The following is a 14,967-nucleotide window of genomic DNA, read 5'->3' on the forward strand; positions in this document are numbered from 1 at the left end:
TGGTTGCTGCGCGCCCGTATCCGGTACGGCTGACGACAGTCGAGTCGCGCCCGATGGCGCTCGACTCGGCGAAGACGAGAGGTTGAGAGAAGAAAATGACCGAAACAACTGAACGTACGTCCTCGGCCGTAGAGGTCGAACCCGGTGTGTTCGAGTCCGTCGCGCTGATCGACAACGGCAGCTACGGCACCCGCACCGTCCGCTTCGAAACCGGCCGTCTGGCCCGTCAGGCCGCCGGTTCGGTCGTTGCCTACCTGGACGACGAGACCATGCTGCTGTCGGCCACCACCGCGGGCAAGCACCCCAAGGATCACTTCGACTTCTTCCCGCTGACGGTCGACGTCGAGGAGCGGATGTACGCCGCCGGTCGCATCCCGGGTTCGTTCTTCCGCCGCGAGGGCCGCCCGTCCACCGACGCGATCCTGACCTGCCGCCTGATCGACCGGCCGCTGCGCCCTTCGTTCGTCGACGGTCTGCGCAACGAGATCCAGGTGGTCGTCACCGTGATGAGCCTGGATCCCAATGATCTCTACGACGTGGTGGCCATCAACGCCGCTTCGGCGTCCACCCAGATCGCGGGCCTGCCGTTCTCCGGTCCGGTCGGCGGCGTGCGCGTCGCGCTGATCGAGGGCCAGTGGGTCGCGTTCCCGACCGTCGAGCAGCTCGAGGGCGCCGTGTTCGACATGGTCGTCGCGGGCCGCGTGGTCGAGTCCGGCGATGTCGCGATCATGATGGTCGAGGCCGAGGCCACCAACAAGGTCATCGCGCTGGTCGAGGGTGGCGCGCAGGCGCCGACCGAGGCCGTAGTCGCCGAGGGCCTGGAGGCCGCCAAGCCGTTCATCGCCCGCCTGTGCAAGGCGCAGCAGGACCTGGCGTCGCTGGCGTCCAAGCCGACCGGCGAGTTCCCGCTGTTTCCGCCGTACGAGGCCGATGTCTACGAGGCCGTCGAGGGCACCACCAAGCGTGAGCTGGGCGAGGCGCTGTCGATCGCCGACAAGCAGCAGCGCGAAGAGAAGATCGACGAGATCAAGGTCGAGGTGCTTTCCCGTCTCGCCGACGACTTCGTCGGTCGCGAGAAGGAGCTGGGCGCGGCGTTCCGCTCGGTCACCAAGAAGCTGGTGCGCCAGCGCATTCTGTCTGACGGCTTCCGCATCGACGGTCGCGGTCTTGCCGACATCCGCGCGCTGTCCGCCGAGGTCGCCGTGGTGCCACGTGCACACGGTTCAGCGCTGTTCGAGCGTGGCGAGACCCAGATCCTCGGTATCACCACCCTCGACATGGTGAAGATGGCGCAGCAGGTCGACTCGCTCGGCCCGGAGACCAGCAAGCGCTACATGCACCACTACAACTTCCCGCCGTTCTCCACCGGTGAGACCGGTCGCGTCGGTTCGCCGAAGCGCCGCGAGATTGGCCACGGTGCGCTCGCCGAGCGGGCCCTGATGCCGGTGCTGCCGAGCCAGGAAGAGTTCCCGTACGCCATCCGTCAGGTGTCGGAGGCGTTGTCCTCCAACGGTTCCACCTCGATGGGCTCGGTCTGCGCCTCGACCCTGGCGCTGCTCAACGCCGGTGTGCCGCTGAAGGCGCCGGTCGCGGGTATCGCCATGGGCCTGGTGTCGGACACCATCAAGAACGACAAGGGTGAGGACGAGGTCCGCTACGTCGCGCTGACCGACATCCTCGGCGCCGAGGATGCCTTCGGCGACATGGACTTCAAGGTCGCGGGTACCCGTGACTTCGTTACCGCGCTGCAGCTGGACACCAAGCTCGACGGCATTCCCTCGCAGGTGCTCGCCGGTGCGCTGAGCCAGGCGCACGACGCACGCAACACCATCCTGGACGTGATGGCCGAGGCCATCACCAGCCCGGACGAGATGAGCCAGTACGCGCCGCGCGTCACCGCGATCAAGATCCCGGTCGACAAGATCGGTGAGGTCATCGGCCCGAAGGGCAAGGTGATCAATCAGATCACCGAGGAGACCGGCGCCAACATCTCGATCGAAGATGACGGCACCGTCTACGTCGGTGCGACCAACGGCCCTGCGGCGCAGGCGGCGATCGACCATATCAACGCCATCGCGAACCCGCAGCTGCCGAAGGTCGGCGAGCGCTTCCTCGGCACGGTCGTCAAGACCACTGCCTTCGGCGCGTTCGTCTCGCTGCTGCCGGGCCGCGACGGCCTGGTCCATATCTCCAAGCTGGGCAACGGCAAGCGCGTCGCCAAGGTCGAAGACGTGGTGAACGTCGGCGACAAGCTGCGCGTGGAGATCGCCGATATCGACAACCGCGGCAAGATCTCGCTGGTGCCGGTCGACGAGAACGCCGACGAGCCTGCTGCCGCCGAGACCGTTGATGCGGACGCGGCGGGGACCGAGTAGTACTTGTCTCTGTGACGCAGAAGAAAAGGACAACCCCTCTGCTCCTCGGTGAGCAGGGGGGTTCGTTACTAGAACTCCGGATGGACGAAGCGCGAATGGTCGATACCGGGGTGCGGCGCACCGTCCTACCCGGCGGACTGCGCGTGGTCACCGAGCACGTGCCCGGCGTGCGATCAGCGTCGATCGGGGTGTGGGTCGGGGTTGGTTCACGCGACGAGGGACCCACCGTCGCCGGCGCCGCGCACTTCCTGGAACACCTGCTGTTCAAGGCGACTCCGACGCGGTCGGCGCTGGACATCGCCCAGGCGATGGACGCGGTCGGCGGGGAACTCAACGCGTTCACCGCGAAGGAGCAGACCTGCTACTACGCGCACGTGATCGACGAAGACCTGCCGCTGGCGGTCGACATGGTCTCCGACGTGGTGCTCAACGGCCTGTGCCGGGCATCCGATGTGGACGTGGAACGGCAGGTGGTGCTCGAGGAAATCGCCATGCGCGACGACGATCCGGAAGATCTGGTCGCCGACGGGTTCCTCAGCGCGCTGTTCGGCGATCATCCGATCGGTCGTCCAGTGATCGGCTCCATCGAGTCCATCGAGGCGATGCGGGCGGCCCAGTTGCGGGGCTTCCATCTGCGGCGCTACCGGCCGGACCGGATGGTCGTCGCGGTGGCGGGCAATGTGGAGCACGAGCACACCGTCGAACTGGTGCATCGCGCGTTCTCGGATCGGCTCGATTCGACTGCAGAGCCCGCGCCTCGGCGCGAGGGTCGGTTCCGAACGCAGAGCGCTCCGGAACTGCAGCGGAGCTACCGCGACAGCGAACAAGCCCACCTGGTGTTCGGTGTGCGCGCCTTCGGCAGGCACGAGGGGGAGCGGCGCTGGCCATTGTCGGTGCTCAATACCGTTATTGGCGGTGGGCTGAGTTCCCGGCTGTTCCAACGGATTCGGGAGGAACGCGGCCTGGCGTATTCGGTGTACTCCAGCGTGGACACCTTCGCGGATACCGGGGCGTTCTCGGTGTACATCGGCTGCCAGCCGGAAAACCTCGGCAAGGTCGCGTCGCTGGCGCGGGGTGTGCTGGAAGAGGTGGCCGCAGACGGGATCACCGACGCCGAATGCGCGCGGGCCAAGGGTTCGTTGCGTGGCGGATTGGTACTGGGCCTGGAGGATTCCGCGTCCCGAATGAACCGGATCGGTCGCAGCGAACTCAGTTACGGTAACCACCGGAGTGTTTCGGAAACGTTGACGCGCATTGATGCGGTGACCACCCAGGAGGTGTCGGCAATCGCAGCTACGCTCCTGGCTCGGCCGTTCGGCTCGTCCGTTGCCGGGCCGTACCGGCGCACCCGCGAATTGCCTGCCGCCGTGCGCCGATTGGTCGATAGCTGACATAGCGGCAGGTAGTGCCGCCAACCGGTGCGGTGCCGCCCGAGAAGAGCGGCGGTTAGGTGGGCTGATCGCCGCCGCCAGCCCGGCGCCGTCAGTCCTGGCGGGCCTGGTTGGCCGCGTCGACAATGGCGGGCAGCAGTCCCGGCAGTGCGTCGTCCAGATCCTCGGTGCGCAGGCGCTGACAGGTTTGGCCGTCGATAATCAGTCGCTCGATGACGCCCGCTTCGCGCAGAATCTTGAAGTGGTGCGTGGCGGTGGACTTGTTGATTACCTCGTAGAGCGCGCCGCAGCGCACGGCGTCGCCTGCGTTGCTCAGGCGGCGCACCATCTCGAGTCGCACCGGGTCCTGTAGGGCGCCTAGCACCGCGGGTAGCGGCGCTACCGGCGGTGCTGCGGTCCCCGAGGCCAGCTCCTTAGCTTCGGTCATGATCTACCTCACTCCGGGGTTTGACGTTCATCATACCGAATGTAGGCTAGGCAAGTTCGATGATTATCAAACCTACCTGATGGGAGCTGCGATGGCAGCGACAATGGTGGCCGCCGACGAACAAACCTCGCAGCGATGGGCCTACGCGCTGGTGCTGGCTGCCAGCGGTGTGGCGCTCGGAGTTTCCGGTGTGCCTGCGCCGCTCTATGGCATCTATGAGAAGCAGTGGCATCTCTCGCCACTCACCACGACCATTGTTTTCGCCGTGTACGCGGTCGCCGCCCTCGGTGCGGTACTGGTCTCCGGCCGGATCTCCGATGTGGTCGGGCGTAAACCGGTGCTACTCGGCGCCTTTGTCACGATGATCGTCGGGCTGGTGGTGTTCATGCTGGCCGATTCGGTGCCGATGCTGCTGCTGGCTCGCGCCCTGCACGGCATCGCGGTCGGTTCGACGGTCGTGGCGGGCGCCGCGGCCCTGCTGGATATGCGGCCGACCCGCGGCGCGCGGTCCGGGCAACTCACTGGTGTCGCGTTCAATGTCGGTATGGCCGTGGCGATTCTGGGCTCCGCGCTGCTGGCACAGTACGCGCCGAATCCGCTGCGCACGCCTTACGTCGTGATCACCGTGATCTGCTTGATCATCGGTGTCGGCGTGCTTGCGCTGAACGAGCCGCATGCCACCCGGGTCGCCGGTCGGATCCGGATCGCCAAACCGGCTGTCCCGCAGGAGATCCGCGCCGACTTCTGGTTCTCGGCGATCGGCGTGATGGCGGCCTGGTCGGTGCTCGGCGTACTGCTGTCGCTGTACCCGTCGCTGGCCGCGCAGAAGACCGGCATCCACAACCTGGTGTTCGGCGGCGCGGTCGTCGCCTCCACCGCGTTGTCCGGCGCCACCGCGCAACTGTTCGCCACCGGAGTGCCCGCCCGACGTGCGGCGATCATCGGCGACACCGGCATGGCGATCGCGCTGCTGCTTACCGTGCCCGCCCTCGGCACCCACAATTGGGTCGTGGTTCTCGGTGCCGGTGTGCTGCTCGGCGCCACCTTCGGTCTCGGATTCGGCGGATCGCTGCGGCATCTGTCCGAGGTTGTGCCGCACCACAAGCGGGGTGAGACGATGTCGGCGTACTACCTGCTCGCCTACTCCGCGATGGCGCTGCCCACCATCCTGGCCGGTTGGGCCGCCACCACCTGGGGCCTGAGCACGGTGTTCCCCTGGTTCGTCGGCGTGGTCGCGCTGGCTTGCCTGATCGCGGCGGGGCTTGGCCTGCGGCGCAATCACGAGGCGTTGCAAGCGACTGTGTGAGTTGAGAGCTCCCCGCAGGTATGGCGCGCTGCGGGGACTCTCGCGATTTCTCGTATACACAAGGTGTCGGCTATTGTTCTTTCTCGCGCCACGATGGCAAGAACGAAGCTCTCGGGACGCGAATGCGGATGTAGCGCAGTGGTAGCGCATCACCTTGCCAAGGTGAGGGTCGCGGGTTCGAATCCCGTCATCCGCTCTCACAAATCCCCAGGTCAGTTTCCCCCTGGACCGGGCAGTTCGACGGTCTCTCGTTCGCCGTCTGCGCCCTCGACGGTGAGCGACACGGTCGGCTTGTCTGGCGTAGACATAGCAGCAAGACTAGATCGGCCAGATTCCTTGGGCACGTCAGCGACTGCGTGGGAGCAATACACAAGATCGCCCACTCCGAACTGGTCTCACCGCGCGATAAACTGATCACCAGGCGTTCCATGCTCGGCCACGCTACCGAGCCGTGACCGGACAGGGGGCGCCATCCCGATCACCGCAAAATCCATGACGGATAGCGGTGTGTCATCCAAACGTGTCGAGTACCTCACGTTGTCGGATATCGGCCAAATCTGTTCACGCACAACCGGATCCGAAAGAGCGGTCGATCACTGCCGCATTCAGTTGCTGATGAGGACATCCGCGACGGCGTGCGCGATCTCCCGCAGATCGCTGTCGAGGACCTTTGACCGATAGGTATCCCAGTCGGCGAGTTTCGGTGCGTCGCGCTCGGCACCGCGGGCGATCATTGCCGACGCCTTCATCCGCAGATGCTCCGCCAGCGAAACGCCGGTATTAGCCGCGCGTCGGATCACTGAAAGAAACGGCGCATCCAACCCCACCGGATGTCGGACCGCGATCCCGAGCCCCGTACGGACCAGCCCGTCATAGATACCGGGAGACACCAGCGGACCGGTATACATCGCTGTCGTGGTCGTAGGGATCACCACCAAGAGCTCGCATCACGTCCCGCTCGAGACGCGGCGCGAAACTGACCGGCATGATCCAAGCAGTGCTCGGCGAACACAAGGCGGCGTCTCAGAGCTTCCGTGCGGCGATCGACGGATCTGCGGCGTGGCCGAGGGAACGAGTGCCGAACCGAGTGCGCCAGGCACCTGCTATTGCCTGGCTGTCTGCGGAGGAGCAGTGTGAATGGCACCGGTGGCGCCACCGGGGCGCTGCCTCCGAGCAGAGAGGGGGTGGGGTCGTGTATGCACGCTCCACCACAATTCAGGCGCGACTCTCCGCTATTGATGCCGGGATTGCGCATGTGCGCGACGACGTGATGCCGGCGTTGGCCGACATCTCGGGCTGTGTCGGGCTGTCTTTGCTGGTCGATCGGAAGTCCGGCCGGTGCATCGCCACGAGCGCGTGGGAATCGGAGGAGGCGATGCGCGATAGCGCGGACCGGGTTCGCCCGATTCGCGATCGCGTCGCAGAGATGTTCGGCGGCGGCGCCCAGGTCGAGGAATGGGAGATCGCTGTCCTGCATCGCGATCACCGTTCGCGGCAGGGTGCCTGTGTCCGCGCTGTCTGGGTCAAGACCGCCCCGGAACGGCTCGACGCGGCCGTCGAGGCCTACAGGTCCCAGTTCCTGTTGGAAATGCAGACGCTCGAGGGGTTCTGCAGTGCGAGCCTCGTGATCAACAGGGCGTCCGGGCGCGCCGTCTCTTGTGTCACGTACGACGGCGCCGAGTCGATGATTCGCAACCGTGACCAGGCTGCCTCGCTGCGGGCCGACGCCAGCCGTCGATCCGGTGCCGATGTGATCGACGGCTGTGAGTTCGAATTGGCGCTCGCGCATCTGCGTGTACCCGAGTCGGTGTGACGGCAACTGTTGTGCCGTCGCCACGACGGCGCAACGGCCTGTCAGGTGTTGCTGACATAGCCGCGGAGTCGATCAGTTCGTCGCGGTCGACCGCACTCGGCAGCTAGGAATTTGCTCGATGGCGGGACACAATATGGAGGGATGAATGTTCCAGGGTGATCTGTCGTGTTCGACAGATCACCTCGCCTGCACTGATTGGAGGCGGAACTGACGACATGTATCGAGACGGAGAGCGCCCGAGAGGGCTTTGTGTTTCCGCGCTGGCGGCGGTAGCGAACCCGTCGTACTCGCGAATCGATACGTGGAATCTGCTCGACGACGCGTGCCGGCAGCTCGCCGATGTCAATCGTGCCGGGCTGGACACCACCCACGACACCGCCCGGGTGCGGCGCCTCCTCGATCGTCTCGGCGCCTACGAGCGGTACTGGCTGTATCCAGGCGCGGCGAGACTGGCGATGTTTCGCGGATATGTCGCCGATCTTGCCACGGTGCGCCTCACCGAGGAGGTGTCGCTGGCCGTGCGCCTGCTCTCCGAGTACGGCGACCGCACAGCTGTGTTCGACACATCCGCGCCGTTGGCCGATCAGGAACTGGTGGCGCGGGCTAAACAGCAGCAGTTCTACACCGTCCTGCTCGGCGACGATTCCCCGCCCGGGGCTCCCGAGAACCTGGCGGAGAGCCTGCGGGCGCTTCGCGACCCGTCGGACGATGTGCAGTTCGAGCTGCTTGTCGTGGCGAGCATCGAGGACGCCATCACCGCCGTCGCGTTGAACGGCGAGATTCAAGCGGCGATCATCCGGCATGACCTGCCGCTTCGTTCACGCGACCGGGTGCCGTTGATGACCACGTTGCTCGGCGCCAACGACAACGTGGTCGTGACCGACTGCACCCACGACTGGGTTGAATGTGGCGAGTGGATCAGGCAGCTGCGGCCTCATATCGACCTGTATCTGCTCACCGACGAGTCGATCGCCACGGAGACCGAGGACGAGCCGGACGTCTACGATCGCACGTTCTATCGGCTCAACGATGTCACCGACCTGTACAGCACGGTGCTCGCCGGCGTCCGGAGCCGGTTCGCCACACCGTTTTTCGACGCCCTGCGTGCCTATGCGGCCGCGCCGGTCGGCCAATTCCACGCCCTTCCCGTCGCGCGTGGCGCCAGCATCTTCAACTCCAAGTCGCTGCAGGACATGGGCGAATTCTACGGCCGCAACATCTTCATGGCCGAGACGTCGTCCACCTCCGGCGGGCTGGACTCACTGCTGGACCCACACGGCACGATCAGGGCGGCGATGGACAAAGCCGCCGTGACGTGGTGTGCCGATCAGACGTACTTCGTCACCAACGGAACATCCACCGCGAACAAGATTGTTGTGCAGGCCGTGACCCGGCCGGGCGACATCGTTCTGATCGACCGCAATTGCCATCAGTCGCACCACTACGGCCTGGTGCTGGCCGGGGCGTACCCGATGTACCTGGACGCCTACCCGCTCGAGCCGTTCGCGATCTACGGAGCCGTGTCGCTGCACACCATCAAGAAGGCGCTGCTGGACCTCGAGGCGGCCGGACAACTGGACCGAGTGCGCATGCTGCTGCTCACCAACTGCACTTTCGACGGCATCGTCTACAACCCCCGGCGCGTGATGGAGGAGGTCCTGGCGATCAAGCCGGACATTTGCTTCCTGTGGGACGAGGCGTGGTACGCGTTCGCAACCGCGGTGCCGTGGGCACGGCAGCGGACCGCGATGGTTGCCGCCGAGCAACTCGAATCGACGTTGTCATCGCCCGGGTATGCCGAGGAGTACCGCACGTGGCGTGCGTCGATGCAGGGAGTCGACCGTGCCGAGTGGAGCAACCACCGGCTGCTTCCCGACCCCGAGCGTGCGCGGGTACGCGTGTACGCGACGCATTCCACCCACAAGTCGCTGTCGGCGCTTCGGCAGGCGTCGATGATCCATGTCCGCGACCAGGATTTCAAAGCTCTCGTCCGCGAGGCATTCGATGAGGCGTTTTTGACCCACACCTCGACGTCGCCGAACCAGCAACTCCTGGCGTCGTTGGACTTGGCGCGTCGGCAGGTCGACATCGAGGGCTTCCAGCTGGTCCGGCAGGTCTACGACATGGCGCTGGTCTTCCGTCACCGCGTCCGCAAAGACCGGCTGATCGGCAAGTGGTTCCGCATCCTCGACGAGGCCGACCTGGTACCCGACGAGTTCCGGTCCTCTGAAGTCAGCTCGTACCGGCAGGTCAGGCAGGGTGGCTTGGCAGAGTGGAACGAGGCGTGGCGGTCCGATCAGTTCGTGCTCGACCCGACACGGGTCACCCTGTTCATCGGCAAGACCGGCATGAACGGGTACGAGTTCCGCGAGAAGATCCTCATGGACCGGTTCGGCATCCAGATCAACAAGACCTCGATCAACAGTGTGCTGTTGATCTTCACGATCGGCGTCACCTGGTCGAGCGTGCACTACCTGCTCGACGTGCTACGTCGGGTGGCTACCGACTTCGAGCGCAGCCAGAACGCGGCCGGTAAGGCCGATCGCGCCCTGCAACAGCGCCGGGTTGACGAGATCACCAAGTATCTGCCAGCGCTGCCCGACTTCAGTGAGTTCGACAGCACGTTTCGTCCTGACGGCGCCAGCTCGTTCGGCGACATGCGATCGGCCTTCTACGCCGGGTATGAGGAGTCCGACCGCGAACACGTCCTGCTCGGCGACGCCGGGCGACGGCTCGCCAAGGGGAAGACCCTGGTGTCCACCACCTTCGTCGTCCCCTACCCGCCCGGCTTCCCAGTGCTGGTCCCGGGCCAGGTGATCTCGACGGAGATCCTGTATTTCCTGGCCGAGCTCGACGTCAAGGAAATTCACGGATACAACCCCGACCTCGGGTTGTCGATCTTCACCGAGGCCGCGCTCGCACGGCTGGCCGCGGCTCGGCACGCAAGTGCCGCGGCGGGCGGCGGTGCGCCGGCGCCAGCACCAGCCACCGTCACTTGCCGTAGCGGCGGTAACGATTCACCCACTTCGACGCCGTCGCTCGCGATATCCCCATCTCAGTGGCAACATGCGCGACCGGGCGGGCGCGACGGCGCTCGATGAGCCTGCGGCGCCCTTCCAGGGGGAGCGGGGCGTTGCGGTGAGTCATGCGGCCCGGACGTCTTCGGCCGATGCGGCGGGCTCAGGGCCGGACAAGTGTGTCCGTTTGGGCAGCAAGAGCGGGGTGGCGTCGCGAGACACATAGCGCGACAGGAGGTTTCCGCAGGCCGAATCTGTAATGCTTGCCCTGTACGCGGCAACGTCAACCTGTCGGGGTTACCCGATACGCTGCGGCGCATGCGAATCGGCTACGGGCGTGTATCCACCACCGACCAAAACCCCGGCGCCCAGCACGACGCGCTCGCCGCAACCGGCTGCGAACAGATCTTCATCGACAAGGCCTCCGGCAAACTCGCTACCCGCCCCGAACTCGACAAGGCGCTACTGGTCGCGAACCGGCCTGGCGACCCGCTGGTGGTCAAAAAGCTCGACCGGCTCGGCCGCACCCTCCCACCTGATCGAACTGTCCAAGGACCTGCAGACCCGGGGCGTGGACTTGGTGGTGCTCGACCAGGGTATCGACACCTCGACTGCGGTTGGCCGCATGTTCTTCCAGATCCTCAGCGCCATCGCTGAATTCGAGCACGCCCTGATGTCCGAACGCACCCGCGACGGCCTCGCTGCTGCCCGTGCCCGCGGCCGCACCGGCGGCCAGAAGCCCGAGCTCGGCCCACGGCAGGTGCAGTTGGCGCGGCAGATGTATGACGAGCTCGATGACACCGGCAAGCGGCGCTACACCGTGGCGCAGATCGGCGCCGAGTTCGGCGTCACCCCACCGACCATCTACCGCCATCTCACCGCCGCCGGGATCGGCAGCTGACTACACTGGTCACGAGTCCGAGTCAAATCCCTATCAGCTGTGCCAACTGAAGTGCGCTGGGATGCAGCTTGGCCGGCGGCCACGGCGCAACCTCATAAGCTCGCTCAACTCGATTGAGGTACGCCGCATCGAACTCGGCTGGCGCACATCGTATCTCCGGCGCCGATTCGACCGTCTTATGGGACTGCGTCGAGAATGTTCGGGCCGACGTATTTTGCTGCTGGTGGGCATAGGTATTTCACGCTGGCGCCGGAGATGATTTCCATGCTACGGAAGTCGTCGGGGCGTGTGTAGGGGAGGGCTGCGCCGCTGATGTCGCCGCGGTTGCTGTAGATCTGGTCGCAGATCTGGTGGCCTTTGATGACGAGGTCTTGATCGTTGATGCCGCCTCGGTCGACGCCGGATGTGTTGATGGCATTCAGGAATCCGGGTACGTCCTCGGTCTGCGAGTCGATCTGCCCCTGTACCCACGGGTCGGGGCGTGGGTCCGCATTCGCCGGTGCGGTTGTGCCGATGATCAACCCGCCGACGGTGGCGGTAGTCGCCAACAGAGACGAGACCAGGCGACGTGCGTTCATCGGGCCCTCCCCGAACGAAATGATCTTGTTTACCGACTAATAATAGGCGGTTGCTGAATACCTTGGTGGTGAAGTTGCCAGGCGCGGTCGACGTGTCGACTTGCCAACCGGATGATCATCTGGCGCGTTGATCTGGCGATCGAGCAGTCGGTGCTGGCTTCCGAGTTCGGCATCAGCCGCGAAACCATGTACAGCTACCTGCGCAGCGCCGCAGCGTCGTGAACACGAGTGCGAACCGAAACCACCTGTAGTGCACAGGAGTTCGAGACTGACCGATGTTCGAAGTCCTAGGCATTCGCGTCGGAATACCCCCGTCAGCACTGCACCGGCCTTCGAATATCGACAGTTCCGGTCTCGGCGGCCCGGTGTCGATAAAATGAACGATTCTCGACACAGCAACCGGCCTGATCTACTGGGCCATCTACGGCACAAGCCCCTTAGCTTCTTTAATGCGTTGGGCTCGCGCGCGCACTGCCGTGGTGTCCTTCGCGTAGAGAAGGCCGAGAGCAACCTCGACCATCTCGGCTGACATCGACGAAGTCTGATGCCTTGAGCTCACCATGATGGGCGCCCTCGTTGCCTTCCCACTTGGCAGCCTCCAGCAGTTCGGCGGCATCGGGATGGCTGGCCTCGAAGTCTTCGAGACGTTCGTGCAGGCTGCGATAGCTCGTCTTGATAGGGTCCCTCCCGTTAGGCTTGGTGTCTGGGATCCTGTGCGCATCCATGAGTCGTTCGATGGCCTGCCGCAGTAGCGTCACCTGTCACCGATAGGGGCATCGCTTGGCCGGAAGCGGGCAGTATTGCAACGGTGTAGTCGACAGGCCGACCATTCTGGATGCACCGATGCTCATCGCACTCGGCGAATCCGAGCCGGCGGACTAGCTGTCGGCTCCGGGTGTTCCACGTTTGGATGACTGCACGAACTGGAGTCGTCGGATGGTCCTGGCGGAGGTGAGCGATTACGGCAGTGCCGAAGTGCATGCCGTGACCTCTGCCGACCCATCGTGGATCCATGCCGACACCAAGGTCGATTACGTCGGGGTCTTCTTCAAGGCCTGGTACTCGTGCTTCTGGTCCGGTGCAGAAGAACCCGACAATGCGGCCGGTGTCGGCGTCGGCCACTGCCATGTATCCGTCAGCTGCACTGGGCAATTCGTCGTCAGCGGTCAGGTTGTAGATTTGCCATGGGCCGCCGTATTGCCAGCTAGCCACCTGGCGGGCGTCGATGACGGTCAAGGGACGCACTATCAGGTGATCAGACCATCCGTCGTTCATCCCGTGATCGTCTCTCAATCTCCTGCCGCGCATCGAACTGCTCGATGCTCTGAGTGGCCAACCACCCTGTTGCGTAGCCGGTGTTGATGTGTATGGCCAGTCGGTCAGCGAGTGCGGTGATTGTTTCGGCGAGCGGTGGCAGCGGTGATGCTATGGAGCGGTGCGTGGTCCATCGGGGGATGGAATGCCACCGTGGTTGTGGTCGATTGGGGCGGTGTGAGGTTGGGGCGTAACGGAGTTCGCCGGATGAGATCTGGCACCAGATGATGGCGGATGCGAGCTGTCGGATGTTTTCGTCGAGCTGTTCGGGTGCGGAATCGGTGATTGCGTGCCAGTGCTCGATTGGGATGAGCCAGTTTCGAGTGCGAGGCGACGGCGCCGGTAGTTGATTTCCTGCTCTGGTCACCGGGTCGGGTGGTGGGTGACACTGGGGAGTGTTCGTCGCGGTCGACCCCGAATCCTCTGTAGTGCCGGTGAGCCTGTAGGTCAGCATGGTGGTGGAGGGCTTCCACGGAAACCGTGGATTGGTGCTGGCCCGTCCCCAATGAATGAGACCGCTCGGTATTAGAGTCCTGTTGGCCCTGGTAGGGGCCAGAAGGGACGATTGGGATCATGGCTGGAGGACGGAAGCGGCATTCCGCGGAGGAGATCGTGCGGAAGCTGCGCCGTGCCGATGAGCTGGCCGCGGCCGGTAAGTCGGGCGAGGAGATCGCCGCAGAGCTGGAAGTGTCGGCGGCGACGTTGTACAACTGGCGCCGCTCTTACGGCGGTATGGATACCGATGCGGCGAAGGAGCTCAAGGAGCTGCGGGAGCAGAATTCCCGGCTCAAGCGGCTGCTGGCCGAGGCGGAGCTGGAAAAGGACGCCCTGCGGGAGATCAGCCGGGGAAAATTCTGAGCCCAGCGTCCAAGCGCCGTGCCGTCGACATGCTCACAGCAGTGAAGGGCGTGTCGGAACGGTTCGCGTGCAAGGTCGTTGGGCTTGCTCGTTCGACGTATCGGCGGCTGCCCCTCGCGCAGACCCCGGATGATCCGGACGCCGGTTTGCGGGCCTGGCTGCGCTCGTATGCTACGAAGAACCCGTGTCACGGGTTCCGGCGGGCGTGGGCGCGGTTGCGGTTCGACGAGGGCAGCTCGGTGAACAAGAAGAAGGTGCATCGGCTCTGGCGGGAGGAAGGGCTGCAGGTGCGTGAGCACCAGCCGCGTAAACGGGCCGGCGTTTCGTCGATGCCGCCGGTCGATGCGGATGCACCGAAGGTGGTGTGGGCGTTGGATTTTCAGTTCGATTCCACCATCGACGGCAGAGCGGTGAAGATCGCGTCGATGGTCGATGAACACACCCGTGAATCACTATTGCATCTGGTTGAACGCTCGATCACCGCCGAGCGGCTCGTCACCGAGCTCGAGAAGGTCTTCACCACTCATGGTGGGTCGCCGACGGTGTTGCGGATGGACAACGGGCCGGAAATGATTTCCCATGCGCTGCAACAGTTTTGCGCAAACCGGGTCGGGATCATCTACATCCCACCGGGCACGCCGTGGAATAACGGATTCGTCGAATCGTTCAACCGTCGGCTGCGCAAAGAATGCCTCGACCGGAACCACTGGACAAGCCTGCTCGAAGCCCGCGTCGTCATCGGCGACTACAAGGTAGACCACAACCGACGACATCGACATTCGGCGCTGGGCTATCTGACCCCGGCCGAGTACGCTGCCCGCTGCAGCCACAGCCACCACCCGGTGGCCTGCGGCATCAACTGAATACGGATCGAAAACAACCTGGCTCTAAAACCGGGTGGTTCCGTCATCGGGGACCGGTCAGTGCCTTCGAGCCCGAGCGTCGGACTCCTGTTATCTCCCTGCCCTCCCCGCGGCGGGCGCCGAG

11 protein-coding genes, 1 tRNA gene and 2 pseudogenes are annotated in these 14,967 nt (G+C 64.7%); 8 read left to right on the forward strand and 6 right to left on the reverse strand.

Features of this window, described 5'->3' with window-relative positions:
* Positions 1–95 precede the first annotated feature (95 nt).
* Complete coding sequence (locus tag ACV7NQ_RS28460) at positions 96–2,375, forward strand: polyribonucleotide nucleotidyltransferase (RefSeq protein ID WP_463362422.1); 2,280 nt, start codon at positions 96–98, stop codon at positions 2,373–2,375.
* Between the two features lie 80 nt (positions 2,376–2,455).
* Entirely contained in the window at positions 2,456–3,766 is a 1,311-nt protein-coding gene (locus ACV7NQ_RS28465; RefSeq protein ID WP_463362423.1) for a M16 family metallopeptidase, read from the forward strand.
* Positions 3,767–3,857: 91 nt separating this feature from the next.
* Here the strand turns inward: ACV7NQ_RS28465 and ACV7NQ_RS28470 are convergent, their stop codons facing one another.
* Positions 3,858–4,193, reverse strand: coding sequence for an ArsR/SmtB family transcription factor (locus tag ACV7NQ_RS28470; RefSeq protein ID WP_463362424.1), 336 nt, complete (start codon positions 4,191–4,193; stop codon positions 3,858–3,860).
* Here ACV7NQ_RS28470 and ACV7NQ_RS28475 point away from each other — a divergent pair.
* A complete protein-coding gene (locus ACV7NQ_RS28475; protein ID WP_463362425.1) occupies positions 4,192–5,499 on the forward strand; it encodes an MFS transporter in 1,308 nt (435 codons plus the stop codon). The two genes, ACV7NQ_RS28470 and ACV7NQ_RS28475, sit on opposite strands and share 2 nt — an antisense overlap.
* Before the next feature lie 124 nt (positions 5,500–5,623).
* Positions 5,624–5,695: transfer RNA gene (locus ACV7NQ_RS28480), tRNA-Gly, on the forward strand.
* Between the two features lie 409 nt (positions 5,696–6,104).
* Here the strand turns inward: ACV7NQ_RS28480 and ACV7NQ_RS28485 are convergent.
* On the reverse strand, positions 6,105–6,434 hold the full coding sequence (locus ACV7NQ_RS28485; protein WP_463362426.1) for a hypothetical protein: 330 nt from the start codon (positions 6,432–6,434) through the stop codon (positions 6,105–6,107).
* 257 nt (positions 6,435–6,691) lie between these two features.
* Between ACV7NQ_RS28485 and ACV7NQ_RS28490 the strand changes: the two genes are divergently transcribed.
* The gene (locus ACV7NQ_RS28490) at positions 6,692–7,312 is read left to right on the forward strand and encodes a hypothetical protein (RefSeq protein ID WP_463362427.1); all 621 of its coding nucleotides are present in this window, start codon (positions 6,692–6,694) and stop codon (positions 7,310–7,312) included.
* 215 nt (positions 7,313–7,527) lie between these two features.
* Positions 7,528–10,287, forward strand: a pseudogene (locus ACV7NQ_RS28495) (aminotransferase class I/II-fold pyridoxal phosphate-dependent enzyme); the annotation flags it as partial.
* Between the two features lie 16 nt (positions 10,288–10,303).
* Here ACV7NQ_RS28495 and ACV7NQ_RS28500 read toward each other — a convergent pair.
* Positions 10,304–10,459 carry a helix-turn-helix domain-containing protein gene (locus tag ACV7NQ_RS28500; RefSeq protein WP_463362428.1) on the reverse strand — a complete coding sequence of 52 codons (156 nt, stop codon included), beginning with the start codon at positions 10,457–10,459 and terminating at the stop codon, positions 10,304–10,306.
* A 188-nt stretch (positions 10,460–10,647) separates the two neighbouring features.
* Between ACV7NQ_RS28500 and ACV7NQ_RS28505 the strand changes: the two are divergent.
* Positions 10,648–11,230, forward strand: a pseudogene (locus tag ACV7NQ_RS28505) (recombinase family protein).
* Positions 11,231–11,406: 176 nt separating this feature from the next.
* Here ACV7NQ_RS28505 and ACV7NQ_RS28510 read toward each other — a convergent pair.
* The 3 genes from ACV7NQ_RS28510 to ACV7NQ_RS28520 all read right to left on the reverse strand — a co-directional run bounded on the left by ACV7NQ_RS28510 (position 11,407) and on the right by ACV7NQ_RS28520 (position 13,116).
* Positions 11,407–11,808 (reverse strand): DUF732 domain-containing protein, encoded by a 402-nt coding sequence (locus ACV7NQ_RS28510; protein WP_463362429.1) that lies wholly within the window; start codon positions 11,806–11,808, stop codon positions 11,407–11,409.
* Between the two features lie 446 nt (positions 11,809–12,254).
* Positions 12,255–12,566, reverse strand: coding sequence for a DUF4145 domain-containing protein (locus tag ACV7NQ_RS28515; protein ID WP_463362430.1), 312 nt, complete (start codon positions 12,564–12,566; stop codon positions 12,255–12,257).
* A complete protein-coding gene (locus ACV7NQ_RS28520; RefSeq protein ID WP_463362431.1) occupies positions 12,499–13,116 on the reverse strand; it encodes a GNAT family N-acetyltransferase in 618 nt (205 codons plus the stop codon). Before ACV7NQ_RS28520 ends, ACV7NQ_RS28515 begins: the two co-directional genes overlap by 68 nt.
* 579 nt (positions 13,117–13,695) lie before the next feature.
* Between ACV7NQ_RS28520 and ACV7NQ_RS28525 the strand changes: the two genes are divergently transcribed.
* Positions 13,696–14,843 (forward strand): IS3 family transposase gene (locus ACV7NQ_RS28525; RefSeq protein ID WP_463358517.1). Its coding sequence is split into 2 segments (ribosomal slippage): positions 13,696–13,966 and positions 13,966–14,843, totalling 1,149 coding nucleotides; the frame shifts between segments, so codons are not numbered across the junction.
* Positions 14,844–14,967: the final 124 nt, after the last annotated feature.

The sequence above is a fragment of the Nocardia sp. Tas62D01 genome, from assembly GCF_055232035.1.